Annotated in this window: 15 protein-coding genes and 1 tRNA gene; 7 read left to right on the top strand and 9 right to left on the bottom strand. The window is 63.7% G+C overall.

All coding sequences use genetic code 11. The features are described from left to right. Positions 1-12: 12 nt before the first annotated feature. The 4 genes from HYR72_04665 to HYR72_04650 all read left to right on the top strand — a co-directional run bounded on the left by HYR72_04665 (position 13) and on the right by HYR72_04650 (position 5543). Positions 13-186, top strand: a complete 174-nt coding sequence (locus HYR72_04665) for a hypothetical protein (protein ID MBI1814245.1) — start codon at positions 13-15, stop codon at positions 184-186. Between the two features lie 120 nt (positions 187-306). After that, positions 307-579 carry an AbrB/MazE/SpoVT family DNA-binding domain-containing protein gene (locus HYR72_04660; protein MBI1814244.1) on the top strand — a complete coding sequence of 91 codons (273 nt, stop codon included), beginning with the start codon at positions 307-309 and terminating at the stop codon, positions 577-579. A 112-nt stretch (positions 580-691) separates the two neighbouring features. Further along, positions 692-5377, top strand: a complete 4686-nt coding sequence (locus HYR72_04655) for an ATP-binding protein (GenBank protein ID MBI1814243.1) — start codon at positions 692-694, stop codon at positions 5375-5377. 10 nt (positions 5378-5387) lie between these two features. Next, a complete protein-coding gene (locus HYR72_04650; protein ID MBI1814242.1) occupies positions 5388-5543 on the top strand; it encodes a hypothetical protein in 156 nt (51 codons plus the stop codon). A gap of 75 nt (positions 5544-5618) precedes the next feature. On the opposite strand, the gene HYR72_04645 is transcribed toward HYR72_04650, so the two are convergent. From HYR72_04645 to HYR72_04630, 4 genes are all read right to left on the bottom strand, one after another. Continuing rightward, positions 5619-5691, bottom strand: a tRNA-Asn gene (locus tag HYR72_04645). Between the two features lie 95 nt (positions 5692-5786). Further along, a complete protein-coding gene (locus HYR72_04640; GenBank protein ID MBI1814241.1) occupies positions 5787-6659 on the bottom strand; it encodes an acyl-CoA desaturase in 873 nt (290 codons plus the stop codon). Positions 6660-6950: 291 nt separating this feature from the next. Further along, positions 6951-7781 carry an endonuclease/exonuclease/phosphatase family protein gene (locus HYR72_04635; protein ID MBI1814240.1) on the bottom strand — a complete coding sequence of 277 codons (831 nt, stop codon included), beginning with the start codon at positions 7779-7781 and terminating at the stop codon, positions 6951-6953. Positions 7782-7852: 71 nt separating this feature from the next. Next, positions 7853-8068, bottom strand: a complete 216-nt coding sequence (locus HYR72_04630) for a hypothetical protein (GenBank protein MBI1814239.1) — start codon at positions 8066-8068, stop codon at positions 7853-7855. On the opposite strand from HYR72_04630, the gene HYR72_04625 reads away from it, so the two are divergent. After that, on the top strand, positions 8057-8707 hold the full coding sequence (locus HYR72_04625; protein MBI1814238.1) for a nucleotidyl transferase AbiEii/AbiGii toxin family protein: 651 nt from the start codon (positions 8057-8059) through the stop codon (positions 8705-8707). The two genes, HYR72_04630 and HYR72_04625, sit on opposite strands and share 12 nt — an antisense overlap. 6 nt (positions 8708-8713) lie before the next feature. Here the strand turns inward: HYR72_04625 and HYR72_04620 are convergent, their stop codons facing one another. The 5 genes from HYR72_04620 to HYR72_04600 form a co-directional block, all read right to left on the bottom strand. Continuing rightward, complete coding sequence (locus HYR72_04620) at positions 8714-9472, bottom strand: TPM domain-containing protein (protein MBI1814237.1); 759 nt, start codon at positions 9470-9472, stop codon at positions 8714-8716. 211 nt (positions 9473-9683) lie between these two features. Then, positions 9684-9962, bottom strand: coding sequence for a hypothetical protein (locus HYR72_04615; protein ID MBI1814236.1), 279 nt, complete (start codon positions 9960-9962; stop codon positions 9684-9686). Further along, positions 9962-10426: a hypothetical protein gene (locus tag HYR72_04610; protein MBI1814235.1), complete on the bottom strand. Its 465-nt coding sequence runs from the start codon at positions 10424-10426 to the stop codon at positions 9962-9964. Before HYR72_04610 ends, HYR72_04615 begins: the two co-directional genes overlap by 1 nt. A gap of 259 nt (positions 10427-10685) precedes the next feature. Continuing rightward, positions 10686-12941: a PAS domain S-box protein gene (locus HYR72_04605; GenBank protein MBI1814234.1), complete on the bottom strand. Its 2256-nt coding sequence runs from the start codon at positions 12939-12941 to the stop codon at positions 10686-10688. 288 nt (positions 12942-13229) lie between these two features. Next, on the bottom strand, positions 13230-14291 hold the full coding sequence (locus HYR72_04600; GenBank protein MBI1814233.1) for a PA0069 family radical SAM protein: 1062 nt from the start codon (positions 14289-14291) through the stop codon (positions 13230-13232). 150 nt (positions 14292-14441) lie between these two features. On the opposite strand from HYR72_04600, the gene HYR72_04595 reads away from it, so the two are divergent. Further along, positions 14442-15410 carry an NADPH:quinone oxidoreductase family protein gene (locus tag HYR72_04595; GenBank protein ID MBI1814232.1) on the top strand — a complete coding sequence of 323 codons (969 nt, stop codon included), beginning with the start codon at positions 14442-14444 and terminating at the stop codon, positions 15408-15410. An 80-nt stretch (positions 15411-15490) separates the two neighbouring features. Continuing rightward, entirely contained in the window at positions 15491-16717 is a 1227-nt protein-coding gene (locus tag HYR72_04590; GenBank protein ID MBI1814231.1) for an FAD-dependent monooxygenase, read from the top strand. Positions 16718-16994 lie beyond the last annotated feature (277 nt).

Raw genomic sequence — 16994 nt, 5'->3', positions numbered from 1 at the left:
GGGCGAGAGAAGGTGGCCGAGGGTGACGTCGCACTTTTCCACCCACCACGTTCAGCCGCGCTCGGCCCCGACGGCGACCTCGTGGACCACACCATCGCGGCCTCTGCCGGCACTTACACTGCGACCGCATCGCTCAACAGCGGCACCTGGGTGGTGCAACTCGCGATCTTCGCGGCGGCTCCATAGCGTCACGCCAGCGCTCCAGGGCTACATCGAGCAACCGCAGAACGCGCCGTGCGCAAAGCGCAGTTTGCGGTCGGTGGTGGCGACGTATATCCACCGTGTATCCTGGCGCGGGGGGGTACGATGCGTTCACAAGTGGCCAAGTGGGGCGACAGTTTGGCGGTTCGCATTCCGAAGGCGATTGCACGAGAGGCCGGCTTGGTGCCGGGAACCACGGTCCAGATGACGGCGGCCGAGGGGCGAGTGTTGATCGCACCGGCGGCACCACACTACAATCTTAGGGGATTGGTCACGCGCATCACGTCGAAGAACCGGCATCGCGAAACCGACTGGAGCCTGACGGAGCTTGTCTTGGCCGAAGTGACCGCAAAGTTGCGCCCCTTGCTCGGAGTGTAGCGCCAAGCGGAAGTGATTGGGACCGTCGTCGACGCAATGCACGACCCGTCGCTGTTGGGCGTGGTTCGTCGGTCGCCCGAGTTGACGCGCGTGGTGTAGTTGAGTCATTGCCATGAGCAACGTGAGTCTCGACTGGAATGCGATCCGCCCACTGAACGGGTCGAAGGCAAACGCATTCGAAGAGCTTTGCGCCCAGCTCGCCCGCGCTGAGAGCCCCGCCGGTTCGCGCTTCGAACGCAAGGGTACTCCGGACGCCGGTGTCGAGTGTTACGCGATCCTTGGCGACGGCAGCGAGTGGGGATGGCAGGCCAAGTACTTTGATACTCTCGGCGACTCGCAGTGGCCTCAGCTCGACGCATCGGTCAAGACCGCGATCGAGAAGCACCCGCGGCTCGTGCAGTACTTCGTCTGCATTCCGCTGGATCGTCCCGACGGTCGCGTCCAAGGCCGACGGTCAGCGAAGGAACGCTGGGATGAACACGTGAAGAAGTGGACAGACTGGGCAGCGGCGCTCGGCATGACCGTCGAGTTCGTCTACTGGGGCAGCCATGAACTTCTTGAGCGTCTGGCCCATTCCCAACATGCAGGCCGGCTCCGCTTCTGGTTCGACGTTCCAGGGTTCGACGGAGCTTGGTTCACGGCTCGTTTGGATGACGCGCTGAAGACTGCGGGTCCGCGATATACGCCAGAGATTCACGTCGGCTTGCCAATCGCTGCCGAACTTGAAGCCTTCGGACGCACGGAGCGATTCTTCGATCAAATCAAGGCTCGGGCTCGGGGCATCCGCGACAAGCTCCGAAGCTTCGAATACGCTGAATCGAAGTGCGTCGAGCAAGCACCCAATGGTGCCGCTTCCGCGGTGTCGTCGAAGGTCCAAGCGATCCTCGTTGAACTCGCCGCCGTGAGCGTGCAGCCGGTAGGCGCTCTGCCCTTCAGTCGAATTGCCGAGCAATTGGCCGCTTCGGATGCTGCCGCCGAGAAACTAGAAGCGTGGTTGTTGGAGAGCGAGCGGCAGCAGCACACCAAGCCTCCGGCGACCGAGAAGAGCGGGGCGACCTCGCCCTACCGAAACAACCCGTTCACGGAGCGCCGTTACCGGATTAGGGCGCTGTTGTCCGAGCTTCAGGAAGCTCGCGAAGCTTTGGTGCATGCCGAAGAAGTCGCGCGCGGAAGTCTGATGCTCCTCAGTGGTGCCGCGGGTACGGGCAAGACGCACCTTCTTTGTGACGTCGCCCGACAACACGTTGCGGCCAATCGTCCGACCGTGCTTCTCATGGGACAGCAGTTTGTTAGCGCGGAGGCACCTTGGACCCAGGCCCTTCAACAACTCGATCTTCCGGGAATGTCTGCCGAGGAGTTCGTCGGTGCGCTCGAATCAGCTGCACAGGTAGCGGGGTGCCGCGCGCTCGTATTGATCGACGCCATCAACGAGGGGACTGGAAGACTCATCTGGCCGAGCCACCTGGCGGCCTTTCTCGCGCAGCTTGAGCGATCACCGTGGATCGGCGTCTTGCTCACCGTTCGATCATCGTACGAGGACATCGTCGTGCCGGAGGAAGTTCGTGCCCGTGCCGTCGCCGTAACGCACCACGGCTTCGCAGATTGCGAGTACGATGCGACTCGAACGTTCTTCGCTCACTACGGGCTTGAGCTACCATCGACCCCACTGCTGGCGCCGGAGTTCGGCAACCCGCTGTTTCTCAAGACCCTTTGCAGCAGCCTCAACGCAAACGGTGAGCGTCGGTTGCCTCGCGGGTTTCACGGGATCACCGCAGTATTCGACCTCTACCTCGGTGCTGTCAATGATCGCCTCGCCTCTGCGCTCGGCTTCAACCCTAAAGGCGTGTTGGTGCGCCGGGCTGTGGAGGTGTTCGCGAAGAAACTCCTCGATTCAGGAGAACGGTGGCTGACGCTGACCACGGCCGAAGAGGTTGTCAACGCTCTGCTTCCGGGGCGCGAGTTTGAACGGTCTCTCTATCGCGGCTTGGTATCGGAAGGCGTACTTGTCGAAGAAGCGGCGTGGCGCCAGGCTGCACCCCGCGAGGAAGTTGTCTTCATCGGCTACGATCGTCTCGCCGATCACCTCGTCGCCAAGATGTTGCTTGATGCGCATCTCGATGCGGACAACCCGGCATCTGCCTTCGCGGCGGGCGCGCCACTCGCCTTCGTTTGCGACAAGAGCCATCACGTTCCGCCAGGTCTCCTTGAAGCCCTGTGCGTCCAGATTCCCGAGCGCACTGGCCGCGAGCTGATCTCGCTGGCTCCGGAAACCGGAGACCGCTGGGGAATTGGCAATGCTTTCCGGCAGAGTCTTGTCTGGCGCGCGATCACGGCGTTCTCCGAGGAGACACGCGACGTGTTGAACAGCCTAATCCGAACCGAACACGACTCGGACGATACGCTAGATGTCCTTCTAACCGTTGCCACGCTGCCCGAACACCCGTTCAACGCGAGGTTTCTTGATCATCGGTTGCGCAGAGACTCGATGCCCGAACGCGATAGATGGTGGAGCATCTACTTGCACGCCGCATGGCGGACGCATGGAGCGGTCGATCGGCTGGTGGACTGGGCCTCGTCCGTGACTCCCAGTACCGCCCTCGATGACGAGACGGTCAACCTGTGCGCGATCACACTGTCGTGGATGCTCACCACCTCGAATCGGTTTCTTCGTGACCGTGTTACCAAGGCTCTAGTGAGCCTCCTGACAGATCGACTTGACCCTGTCGTGCGTCTCATCGAGCGCTTTGCGGACGTCAACGATCCGTACGTCGCAGAGCGCCTCTACGCCGTTGCATACGGGACGGCCATGCGGAGCCATGACTCTGCTGAGGTCGGTACCGTCGCAACCTGCGTGTACGCTCGCGTGTTCGCGAGCGGTACACCTCCCGCTCACATCCTGCTTCGCGACTACGCACGCGGTGTGGTCGAGCGCGCGATTCACCTCAGAGCGAATATCGACATTGTGGCCGAGCGCATTCGACCGCCGTATTCCAGCTGCTGGCCGGCCATACCGACGGAGGATGACATCAAGACGCTCCTCCCCGACTGGTCTCGAGGATCCCATGACAGCGGAGACATCGAGTGGGCGCGCAACCGCATCGGAAGCTCCGTGATGGATGACGACTTCGCTCGATACGTGATTGGGACGAATTTTTCGTCGAGGTCGAGCAACTGGCTAGCGCTGAGGCTCGACGAGCCGGCTTGGGAAGCGCCTGAGCGACCCGAAGTTGAACTGCGCGCCCTCGTCGCCGAATTGTCCGACGACGAGCGAAAAGCCTGGGACACATTCGACGCAGCAGAGAACGAACTCCAGGAAGCCTCACACTCGTTTGTAGCCGATTGGTTCGATCGACGGGACAAGGACTCGGGGAGCGGTTCTAGAGTCTCGGACATTGATGCACTGAAGCAGGAACTCGAGAAGTCGCGTCCTCCCGAGATTGCGGTGCCGGAGGCGAAGAGAGAGCAGACGCTCGGCGCGCTCGATTCCGCACTCACAAAGGAGCATGCCGAGAGGCTAGAGAGAGTCTTCGCGGCGAAGGAGGCCGATCACGACGTGCGGCGGCCTCCGCGGTTCGATCTCCGCCACATTCAGCGATACATCCTTCGACGTGTCTTCGACCTTGGATGGACCACAGAGCGCTTCGGTCACTTTGACCGCTTCTCGATCGGGTACGGCGGTCGTGAAGCGGGGAAGGCCGAACGCATCGGCAAGAAGTACCAGTGGATCGCCTACCACGAGATCATGGCGTTACTGGCTGATCACTTTCAGTACCGGGAGCAGTTCCGTGAGGAGGAGGGCGACCACGCCTACGAAGGTCCTTGGCAGGACAGCTTTCGCGACCTTGATCCGTCGTGCACCCTACGGGCCACTCCCGGAGGGACGGCTTGGCATGGCCACTCGGCGGCATGGTGGGGTGCGGCTCGCCACGAGAACTGGGGAGATCCGAGCAGTCCAGAGCAATGGGTGATGCGCTGCGACGACCTCCCGAAGGTCGAGGATCTATTGAGCGTTGTTCATCCCGACGATGCTTCTCGGTGGCTCAACCTTCAAACTTACTTCAACTGGCAGCAGCCACTAGCGGCAGATCGCGAGTCGATCGACGTCGAGCGGCGGGAACTCTGGTACCTCTGTACCGGCTACCTGCTTCGCGCCAGCGATGTCGGTGCGTTCATGGCGTGGGGCGAGACCGTCGACTTCTGGGGTCGTTGGATGCCGGACCCACAGGAGGTCCACCGGATGTTCCTTGGCGAGTATGGGTGGTCGGCCGCTTTCCGGTACTTCCAGCAGCCATACTTCGGCGACGATGGGTGGATACAGCCAAGCCACGGTTGTCCCGTCAGCGTGCGGCCGGCCGCCTTCGAGTACTTGCGAGAAGGTAACGGGTTCGATTGCTCGGTTGACGAGAGCTATACGCTCCGACTTCCGGCGAGCGAACTCGTGACTGGTCTGGGGCTGCGATGGAGCGCCAACGGAGCGGACTACCTCGATGTTACGGGCCGCCTTGCCGCGTTCGATCCCACAGCGCATGCCGATGGACCGAGCGCCCTTCTGCTGCGACGAGACTCTCTTACGGAGTTTCTTGCGCGCGAAGAACTCGCGATCTGTTGGGCAGTCCTTGGGGAGAAACGCGTTCTCGGGCCCGGGTTGGATCCAGCATACTACGCGAGGCTCCGGATATCGGGTACGTACATGCTGAGCGACAAGGGTCCGGTCGGATTCTTGAAGCGCGCGCTCGACGGTCGGGAGACGGAGCGTCATGAGACATCTTCGAATCCGCTCACCGATGTTAAGACCTGATCTTGTCGCGATGAGCATCAGTGGCCGGTGGACCACCACCATGTTCGACCGCTACAACATCACGTCGGACGACCACCAGTGCGAGGCGCTGCGACGGGTGCACGGGCACCTGAGCAATCAGCCGAAGACGGGGACGGTCGTGGCGTTGCATCGGGTGAGCGGGTGAGCAGACGCCGACAGAACTGGGACACAACGCATCAAGGGGTCGACCCATGCTGGGTCAACCCCTCGATCTCCGAAACTCCCCGGGCCGGATTCGAACCAGCGACATTTCGGTTAACAGCCGAACGCTCTACCGACTGAGCTACCGGGGACCAGTGGTATCCGGTGTGGTACCAACCGGAGGCCCACGCTGCTACCACACGCCCCAGACCGCTTCAAGGTGCGGTCGCTGGCTGTTGACGATGATTTACGCGGCTTTGAGCTGACGTGCGTCGGCTGCTGCTGGGATACGGACACGCGCGGGCGGTTCGATCAAATCCCACGTGATCCCGACCCACGACAGCGCTTTGAGGATGTAGTAGCTCACGTCGATCTCCCACCAAAAGAACCCCTGTCGTACCGAGTTCATGAAGTGGTGGTGGTTGTTGTGCCAGCCTTCACCGAACGTGAGCAGCGCGAGCCACACGTTGTTGCGGCTGGTGTCGGCCGTGTCGTAGCGCCGGCTGCCGTAGACATGGGCGAGCGAGTTGATCAGGAACGTCGAGTGCCACAGGAGCACAGTGCTGACGAAGAAGCCCCACACCAGCCAGCTCATGCCGCCGAGCATGAACAGCGCGACCGCCAATGTCACCGGCGGAACCAGGTAGTGCTGATTGAGCCAGCGCAACTCGGGATACTTGGCCATGTCGGGGATGCGCTCGAAGAGGGTCTCGTCGTAGTCGGGACTGAGAATCCAGCCGACGTGCGACCACCAGAAGCCGCGCTGAATTGGCGAGTGCAGGTCCTCGGGCAAATCGGAATACTTGTGATGGTTGCGATGATTGGCCGCCCACCACAGCACGCCCTTCTGCACCGAGGTGGTGCCGAGCACCGCGAGCACGAACTGGAACGCGCGGCTGGTCTTGAAGGCGCGATGGGAGAAGTAGCGATGGTAACCCGCGGTGATCCCAAACATGCGCGTCCAGTACGTCGCCAGCCCGACCGCGACGGCGCTCCAACTGACCCCCGTGAACAACACCAGCGCGCAAGCGACGTGGACGAGCCAAAATGCGATTGAGTTGCCGCCTTGATAACCGTCTTGCCGCTTCGAGTCGTTGTCTGCCGTGATCGCTTTGGCCATTCTGTCCTCCGCTCGCAGGCTGCCCCTTGGGCCATGCCCGTCGTACAGAGTTTATAGCCTTGCCCGTGTCACCGGTTGGTCACGAGCGGATCATTTGTCAGTGATACGTTCAATCTTGCGAAGGAAAAAAGAGAGCTTCACCGCCGAACGCAGAGGGCGCCGAGTCGATGAGAGAGTGACATCCGCACTTTGTCGCAAATCTCGTTGGAGATGAGCTTTGGATCGTTGAGCGAGGGATGCGATGGGTCGAGTTTCTCTGCGGTCTCGGCGATCTCGGCGGTGAGTTCTATGTCAGATGCGTATGTCCGCCAACAGGCCGAAGTGGTCGCTGGGGAAGACGTCGCCTTGCGGCTCATCCAGCACCAGACGCACCGCATCGATGCGGCCGCGTGCGTGCATGTTGGCGAGACCAACGAAGATGTAGTCGATGCGCCGATTGGGTTCGAACATGATGGCGGCGAAGCGATTGCGATTGTCCCAGGTGAAGCCGGGGCCATCACCGGCCACGCGCCACGCGTCCTGAAAATAGGTGCTGCGACCTTCGAGGGCCGCCAGCCCGGCGAGGAAACGGATCTCGTTCGAGTCCGGTTCGGCGTTCATGTCGCCGACAAGGATCGGCTGAAACCCGGCGCCCTTGGCGAGACGGTTGGTGAACTCGGCGAGCGCGACGACTTGACGTTCGCGAATGTTGCCATGATGGAATTTCCAATTGAGATGGGTGGTGACAAACGGGATGGACCCGAACGGGGCATCGACCAGTGCCCCGAGCGCGCACCGGTACTCGTGGGTTTCCGATCCCGGCAGCGCCTGTACCTCGTGGTGCCGCAGCGGCCAGCGGCTGGCGATGAGGTTACCGAACGCGTGCGCGCCCGGATCAGTCGGCTGCGCAGTGCCGGCGTCGGTCCAATGAAACGCCGGGCCGAAGATCCGCTGGTAGCCGAGCCCGTCGAGAATGAGTGCGCCTTCATCCAAGCCGTCGGCGCGCACGATGATCTCCTGCAAGCCAATGAGATCGGGTTGTAACGACTCGATGCCGGCTCGGATGAGCGCGATGCGCTCGGCGATCGGTTCGGAGAGATTCCAACAATTGAGTGTCAGCACGCGCACGGTCGAGCGATCCATCGAGTCTCCTTGCGGTTCTCCTTGGCCTGCATCTGGCGACCCCTGGTGTGTGCCCGGCGAGCGCCTTGGCGTCAAATCACGCAGACCCAAAGCCAAGAGAAATTGGAACCGCCGATCGACGCCGATACACGCGGATCTGCGCTGTCTATCAAGACCGGAATCCGGCCTTCCCATTTGCGTTGATCGGCGTGCATCGGCGGTTTCCCCTCTTTTTTCGGATTGGGGCTAGCCATGGCCTCCGAGGCGGTGGTGATGGTAAGGTAGGCGGCGTGGATATGGTGCTGCATCGAGCGGGTACGGCGACCCGGCAGCCCCCGCAGTTGCGCGGTCGGCTGAGCACCGTGGGGCACGGGACTGTTTTTCGTGCGTTCGCGCGCGCCGCCAAGCGCAGCGGCATCCACTTCATGTTGATCGGGGGGACGTTTCGCGATGTCGCCGTACGCGCCGGCAGTACGCGCGACATCGATATCGTGCTCGTAGACCAGGACGGCTTGGATCGCGCCTGGATGAGCGAGGTGGGCTTCCTGCCGGTGCAGGGGATCCCCCATACCTGGCGCTATTTCGTCCGCGGGCGCCCAATCGATATCGAGGTCACCGCGGTGGCCTCCTCGCGCGACCCGCGCGACCCGTTCTCGGTGGCGTATCAACAGGCCGATAGCATGATCATCGAAGGCCGGCGCGTCGCGGTGCCGCGCATCGAGGACTATGTCATCCTCAAGCTGTGCGCCGCCGCCGCTGACCGCCGCCGTCGCGCCCGCGATCTGGCCGACGTGCAAGACGCGCTCGAAGCGTATCCCAATCTCCTCAAACGGAGCCTGTCGCTGGCGGCGATCGAAGCGCGCTTGCGCGAAGTCTACGCGCTGCCGGCGAAGCGACTCAAGGAACTGATCGCGCTGCTCAAGCGCGTGCCGCGCCCGCGCGGGTGAGGCGGCTCACCAACTACCGCCGGCGCCGCCGCCGCCAAAACCGCCGCCGCCGAAACCACCGAAGCCACCGCCACTGCCGCCGAAGCCACCACCGCCGAAACTGCCGCCGTAAAAGCCGCCGCGACGCGGTCCGCCCAGGAACAGCAGCGGCCACAATCCAGTGCGGGCGAGGAAGATCATCGCGATCACAAACAGCAAGACGATCGGGACGGGCAATCCGTTGCCGCGTCGCTGCGGATTGAATTGCGGCGGCGCCACGTCTGTGAGCGTGACGTGGTACTCGGCGGCGATGATCGCGGCCAGTGCCTTTGTGCCCGCGCGAATGCCACCGCTGTAGTCGCCCTGCTTGAAGTGCGGCACCACCACGCGATCGCGAATCTCGCCGACTCGCCCGTCCGGCAGCGCGCCCTCGATCCCATAACCCACGGCGATGAAGAGACTGCGATCCTTGATGGCGCTGAGGAATACGACCCCGTTGTCCTTGCCCTTGGCGCCGGGTTTCCAGGCCTCCGCGATTTTTATCGCATAGTCGAAGGCTGACAGCGGCTGAGTCGAGTCGACGGTGACCACGGCGATCTCGGCGCCGGTCTTCGCTTGCAGTTCGCGAATCACCCCGTCGAGTCGCTGCGCGGTCGCCGCATCGAGTACGTGCGCATAGTCGTTTACGAAGCCGTGCGCCGTCGGGATGCGCGGCTCTTGCGCGTGCACGACGCTAGTGGCGACGACGCCGACCAGCAGGGCGAACAGACTGAAGCCCGGTCGCAACCACCTGCTCCGGGAATCTGTGCGACAAGTCAGAAAGTCACCTGCATCGCGCAAAGGTGGAGCGATCTCGTCACTCGTCATTCCGGCGAAAGCCGGAATCCAAGTTCGAGCGCCGCGCCCCCGCCTGGATACCGGCTTTCGCCGGTATGACGGACCGACTGCTGGGATTTCTTGTGCACAGACGGTCACCCTGGGCTTCCCGGGAATTCGCTCACGTTTCGGTCGAGCTGGCGTCGGTTGGGAGCTGATCGATGTAGCCGATCAACTGCTGCACTTCGGCGAGGTAGCTGCGGAAGGTCGGGTCGCCGTCGTCGAGCCATTTCTCCTGGCCGAGCTTGATGCGCAACAGCCGCGCCATGGTCGGGAACGTACCGTGGAAGTGCTGCGCGAAGCGCACCAGCACACTGGCGTACGCACCCGGTTCGTGGATGCCGACCAATCGGTTGACGTTGCGCATGACGATGAGAAAGGTCTTGAGCGACTCGATCATCAGTCGCTGCAGGGCGCGGCGGTCGCCGCCGACTTCCAGGTACAGGCCGCCGAGGCGCAGCAGCTTGCCGCGCGCCTCGTGCTCACACTGATAGCGCAAGTTGTCGCGCCGGATCGCGAGTGTGGCAAACACATCCGTTCCGTGGAGCGAGCGATGATGATCGCGATGTCTTCCAACTCCATCGGGAACACATCCGCCGCGTCACGCAGAAACCGTTGATCGAGCAGCAGCGGCGTCGCCAGCCCCTGCTTGCGCCAGCCGCTGAACTCGGCTTGCAGTGCTTGCAGATCGGCAAAGCCGACCGTGTCGAGCACAACCACCAGGTTGAGGTCCGACTGCCCGGCGACGAAATCGGGGCCGACCGCGCTACCGTATAGCGCGACGGTGACGAGTCGTGCACTGAACAGCGCGCGCAGCCGTTCCGTTACCGTGGCAAGGACTTGCTCAGTTTTCGCAGCGAGCACGCGGTCACGCTATCGAAGCGTGCGGAGGGCCGCAACAGTGGGATAACCCTGATGTGACACAGACGGATTCACCGCGGAGCGCGCCGAGAGCGCCGAGACATGGGGCGGGAGACCACGAAGGAGCCAAACGAAAGCCTGTTGCCAATGAGGTTGACGAAAGTGCTCAAATGCTCTCGTGGCGACTCTCTCTCTCTGCGATCTCTGCGTTCTCGGCGGTGAGTCTTCTGTCACGTCAGGGTTAGTTCACGGATCGCCGGTGCTATCGCGGAGGGTCGCCGATTTGCGAAGGACTCGACGACGCCTCGGGCTGCGGAATCACGGCGCGTGGCAACCACACGGAGAACGTGGAGCCGCGGCCGACGTCACTCTGCACGCTGATCGTACCGCTCAACAGGCCGATGAGACGTTGCACGATGTACAGACCGAGTCCGACTCCGCTTTGCCGACCACTCGGCGGTGCGGAAGCCTGGCGGAACGGCTCGAAGATGATCGGCAGCGCCTCCGGGGCGATACCACTGCCAGTGTCCGCCACCGCGATGACCACGCCGCCGTCGCGTACCGAACTCTCAATCGTGACGCTCCCTTGCTCGGTGAACTTGATCGCGTTGCCGATGAGGTTTTTGAGAATCACCTTCAGCTTCAGCGGGTCGGTGTGCAACGGCGGCAGGTCGTTGTCAAGCGTCCAAGTGAAGCGCAAGCCCGACGCGCGTTGCTGCTCGCTCGTTTCCGCCGCCACCTCGGCGAGCACATCGGCCACGCGGATCTCGGCGACGTCGAGCGTGAACCGGCCGGCTTCGAGTCGACTGAGATCGAGCGTGGTGTTGATGAGATCAAGGAGTTGCTGTGAACTGGCGCGCAGGCGCGTCAGCACATCGGCCTGGGCGGGGGGCAACGCGCCGAAGTCGCCGTCGAGCAGCAAGTCATTGTAGCCGACGATGATGTTGAGCGGGGTGCGCAGCTCGTGCGACATGGTCGCGACGAATTCGGACTTCAGCCGATTGGCGCGATCCAGTTCCTCGACCAGTCGGGCGTTCTCGAGCGCCAGCGAGGCGAGCTGTCCGATGCCGCGCGCAATGCGCTCCTGGTGCGGCGAAAACAGCTCCGTTCGTGTGTGATAGCCGGCGGTGTGAAAGCCGAAGATCTCGCCGCGACGGCGCAGCGCCACGATGAGCGCAACAGTGGCCCCCGACACGGGTTCACCCGCGCGGGCGTCGGGTGCGCGCAGCGCGGAGAGCTGGGCGTTGACGATACCGTCGTGTTCCAAACGCTCCAGCAACGGCGCGATCCCGCTGCGGGCGAGTCGCAGCACGCGTATTGACTCCCACTGCTCGGGCGGATCGCCGTGTCCGGACACCGGCAGGAACACTTGCTCTTGTGGTTGCCACAGCCAGGTGTGGCTGAAGTCGCACGCGAGCACCTCGGTGGTGAGCTGACACAGTCGCTGCAGAACCACCGGTGTGTCCAATGATGCGATTAGTTCCTGTCCAAGGCGGGCCAGGGCGCTCGATACCATCGCCTCCTGTTGTTGTGTGCGATAGAGATCGGCGCTTTCAATGGCAACGGCGAGCTGCCGCGCGATGCCCTCGCACAGTTCGACTTGGTCGGTGTCGAACGAGTGCACGCGCGTGGACAATGCGACCAGTGCACCGAGCACGCGCCCGCGTACCAACAAGGGTGCAGCGACCAACGACTGCACTCGGTACGAACCGTCGGCGCGTGCCGGCAGCCAAGGCAGTCCGCCGGCATCGTCGATCACCACCGTTTCTCCGTTGTTGACGCGGCCGCCGAACGGTTCGGCGTTTTTGAAGACCAGTTGGTGCGCCGCGGCCACCAGATCGGGTGGAATGCCGGACTGCGCGATCAGGCGGGTCACTTGGTGAATCGGGTCCCAGTAGAAGGTCGCCACAGCGTCGCACGGCACCACGGTCGTCATGCGGCGCGCCGCGCGATGCAGCACCTCGATGAGGTCCAACGAACTGCCCAGGTCATTGACAACTTCAAGCACGGCGGCGGCCTTCTGCTCCGCCCGTTTGCGCTGCGTAATGTCGATCCCGGTGCCCACGACGTACTCGACGTTTCCGTCTACATCTCTGAGCAACGCCGCCGACCAGGCGAGCAATCGGCGGCTCCCGTCGCGTGCGAACCAATACGTCTCGTAGGTCGTAGGCCAATCGCCGGCGATCAGTCGCTCGAAGACAATACGGGCAGGCTCAATCTCGCCGGCAATCGGCATGAGATCCCAGAAGCAGCGCCCCTGCGCTTCGCCGAACGCATAGCCCAGCATCTGTTCGCAGGCCCGGTTGAAGCGCACGATGCGCCCCGTCCGATCGACCACGGCGATCAGGGCGCCCACCGTATCGAAGACGGTGGCGGCGAAGCTCCGCTCGCCGTGCAGCACTTGCTCGATGCGCTCGCGTTCGGCGACCTGCGCGCGCACGGCGGCTTGCGCCTCCGCCAGCGTGCGCGTGAGTTCGGCGATTTGCGCTAGGAGGCCGCGTTCATCCGTTGGTGGCATCAGTGCGCTTCCGCGGGGTCGGCCTACCATCGCCACCAATGAACATGAGCTGGCACAGTTACGAATTGTCGGTGCTTCGCCCCGGGGTGTCAAACCGACGGCTGGTCGGCCGCCGTCCGCTAGTGTTGTGTCTCACAATGCCTGCGACATGGCCTCGACCAGATCTACCGTTCCTCTGTAGGGGCGACGCATGCGTCGCCCGGGTCCATCGCGGAGAATACGGAGGGTGCATGCATCGCCCCCACGCCTCAGAGAATCCGTTGTGACTGACATTTGCGAGAGACGACACTAGTACAGCGGGAGTTGTTCTCCCGCCTGTGGCGGGCGGCGGAACGCGGCGGTGCTGAGCGATGGGAGCGGTCGGTCGAGGCCGGCGCGGCGCGCTGCGGTGCGGAAGAGGGCCGCGATCTGCTCCGCGTACACGCCTTCGCCACGCATGCGATGGCCAAAGCGACTGTCGCTGATGCGGCCGTCGCGACATTCGCGGATGCGACGCAGGACACGCTGACAGCGATCGGGGAAGTTGCGCACCAGCCACTCTTCGAAGAGTTGATCGACCGGTTTCGGAAGACGCACCATGATCCATGCCGCGCCTTGCGCGCCGGCGGCTGCGGCACGTTCAAGGATGACGGGAATCTCGCTGTCATTGAGTCCCGGAACGATGGGGGCGACGTTGACGCTGACCGGAATCGCGGCCGCGCTGAGCGCTGCGATCGCGTCGAGGCGCCGCTCCGGTGTTGCCGCCCGCGGCTCCATGCGGCGCGCGAGATCGGCATCGAGCGAGGTGATCGACACCGTCACGTGCGCCGCGCCGACCGCGGCAAGATCGGCGAGCACATCGATGTCGCGGGTCACCAGCGCGCTCTTGGTGATGATCCCGACCGGATTGCGGAACTCGCGGAAGACTTCGAGACAGCGACGGGTCAGCCTCAGGCGGCGTTCGACTGGCTGGTAGCAATCGGTGTTGCCGGAGAGGCAGACCACTTGCGGCTGCCACTTCGGCGAGAGCAACGTTTGGCGCAGCAGCGCCGGCGCGTCGTCCTTCACCATGATGCGCCGCTCGAAGTCGAGCCCGGCGTTGAAGCTGAGGTATTCATGCGTCGGTCGCGCATAGCAGTACACGCAGCCGTGCTCACAGCCGCGGTACGGATTGAGGCTGTAGGTGAAGCCGAGGTCCGGACTGTCGTTCTTCGCCAGCACCGACTTGCTGGAGTCGCGGTAGAAGATCGTGGGCTCTTCGCTACTCGGCTCGTCGGTATCACGATCGCTGTCGGCTTCGACGTGAATCTGCTCGTAGCGATTCTCCGGATTGGCGCGCGTTCCGCGGCCGTCGAGTGGGGTCGGGTTCATGTGATCTTCGCTGTATCTTCTCCCACGATGAGCCGGTAAAGACAAGCAGGCCAGCCGGAATGAAATATCTTCCGACGCTGCACGAGTTGGAGTACAAGCATCGTGGAGCGGATGGGACGGGGCGGCGTGGCAACTCGGTAGGAGTCGCTCATGCATGCCGTGCGGATTCATCGGTTTGGGGACGCGAGCGTCCTGCGCTACGAAGAAGTGCCGGATTTGAAACCGCAGCCCGGCGAAGTGCGGGTCGCGGTGAAGGCGGCCTCGATCAATCATGGCGACCTCGCCCGCCGCCACGGCAACTATCCCGGCGAGGTGGCGTTTCCCTTCACGCTCGGATTTGAAGTCGCCGGCATCATCGACCGAGTCGGCGACGGCGTCGATGTCGGGCGCGTGGGCCAGCGCGTGGCCGCACTCGCAGCTCACGGCGCCTATGCCGAGCAACTGGTAACGCCGGCGCTGGCCGCAGTGCCGATTCCCGACAACTTGGATTTCGATTCCGCGGCGTCGATCCCGGTGGTGTTCCTGTGCGCCTGGCACGGCTTGCTCACCATCGCGAAGGTACAAGCGAACGAATGGGTGCTGGTCCACGCCGGTGCGAGCGGCGTTGGGATGGCTGGGATTCAAGTTGCCAAGCAGCGCGGCGCTCGCGTGATCGCGACGGCGAGTACGAGTGCGAAGCGGGAGTTCGCGCGCCGCCTCGGTGCCGACGCGACCATCAACTACAGCGAGCAGGACTTCGTCGAGGAAGCCTGGCGCATCACCGAGGGCGCCGGCGTCGATGTGGTGTTCGAGTCGGTCGGCGGAGATGTGTTCGAGCAGAGCCTCGAAGTGCTGCGGCTCAATGGCCGCCTTGTCGCCGTCGGTAACACAGTGGGCAAGACCGCCACGGTCGATCCCACCGCGTTGTTCCGCGGCAATCTCTCGATCCACGGGCTCTACCTCGTACCGTGGGTGATGACCGGCGAAGCCTGGCCGGTACTTGCTGAGCTGATTCAGCTGGTCACGAGCGGCAAGTTCCGCGTCGTGATCGACCGTCGCTTCCCGCTCGCCGAGGCCGCCGAGGCGCACCGCTATCTGGAGCAGCGCAAGAATTTGGGAAAGGTTGTGCTGCGCCCGTAGTGTGGCGACGGCTGGTCGTCACCCTCAGAACGCGGTAGCGGTTGCATCTCTCGGCGAGTGCGACGTAATCGTAGGCCGCGATGGCTCAGGTTGTGCGGGTTGTGATTGTTGGCGCCGGGCCGGCCGGCGCGTCGCTGGCGTTCCTGCTCGCGCGCAGCGGAATCGCGGTGACGCTGCTGGAGCGACACACGGATTTTGCGCGCGAGTTCCGCGGCGAGGCGTTGATGCCGAGCGGGGTCGATGCCTTTGCGCAAATGGGGCTGGGCGCCGCGCTCGATGCGCTGCCTGCCAGTCGCATCAGCGCCGTCGAGATGTACCGCGGCGCCCGCCGGCTGTTTCGTCTCGATGTGGAAGAGCAGCTCGGTACCTTCGGTCCGCGGATGATATCGCAACCAGCCTTGTTGGAGTTGCTGGTCGCGGAGGGGGCGCGCTTCCCGTCGTTTCGGCTCGAGCGCGGCGTGACGGTGCGTGACGTCGTCCGCGACGGTGAGCGCGTGGTCGGCGTGCTCGCGGACTCGAGCGCCGGTGCGCGCGAGTTCCGCGGCGATCTTGTGATCGGTACCGATGGGCGGACTTCCGTCCTGCGCCGTCGCGCCGGCTTGCACGAGGAACGCATGCCGCAAGCGTTCGACATCGTGTGGTGCAAGGTGCCGCTGCCGCCGTTCCTCGGTGATCGACGGACGGCGCGCGCGTATCTCGGCCGCGGGCACTTCGCGTTGATGTTTCCATCGTACGACGAACGGCTGCAAATCGGTTGGATCATCGAAAAGGGTTGCTTCGGCGAACTGCGGCGCCGCGGCATTGAGAGCTGGCTCGATGAGATGGCCAATCATCTGTCGCCGGATCTGGCTGCTCACCTGCACGCGCATCGACAGGAGATCACCCAGCCGTTTCTGCTCGACGTGGTGTGCGATCGGTTGGTGCGGTGGACGGCGCCGGGGCTGCTGTTGATCGGCGACGCCGCGCATCCGATGTCACCGGTGGGCGGGCAGGGCATCAACATCGCCTTGCGCGATGCCATCGTGGCGGCGAATCACCTCGTGCCCGTGTTGACGCGCAGCGGAAGCGCCGGTGAGATCGACGCCGCGGCGCAGCGGGTGCAAGCGGAACGCCAGCCCGAGGTCACCCAGATCCAAGCGCAGCAACAACGCCCGCCGCGAGTGCTGTTCGGCCGCGCACGAGGTAGTGGGATATTCTTGGGCGTCGTGCTGCCGCTCCTAGTCCAGACGGGAATCGCGCGGCGATTGATAGGCCCGTTTGTGCGACGCTTCGCCAGCGGTGTTGTGACCGTTCGGTTGGAAGTCTAGCGCGCCGACGAAGAACGGTTCGGACACGCTTCGAAGCTACCGGCACACCAACAGTGTTCCGCTGAAGTTGGCGTGGCACGCCTTGGTGGCGAAACTCAATTCGCCACACTCGCCGGCGGCGCTCGCGGCGGCGCCACCGAGCACGACCGTCGCGCGCAACGGCCGGTCGCTGGCGAGCAGGTTGAAGACGCCCTTGGTCCCGAGCAACATCACCTGCACGGCCCCGTTGGTCTTGCTCAGCACATTGAGTTGACTGATGCCGTTGGTACCGCCGGGG

The sequence above is a fragment of the Deltaproteobacteria bacterium genome (genome assembly GCA_016178705.1).
Lineage (GTDB): Bacteria > Desulfobacterota > Binatia > HRBIN30 > JACQVA1 > JACOST01.
The sequence above is the reverse complement of the archived record's forward strand: the minus strand, read 5'-3'. Positions and strand labels throughout refer to the sequence as shown.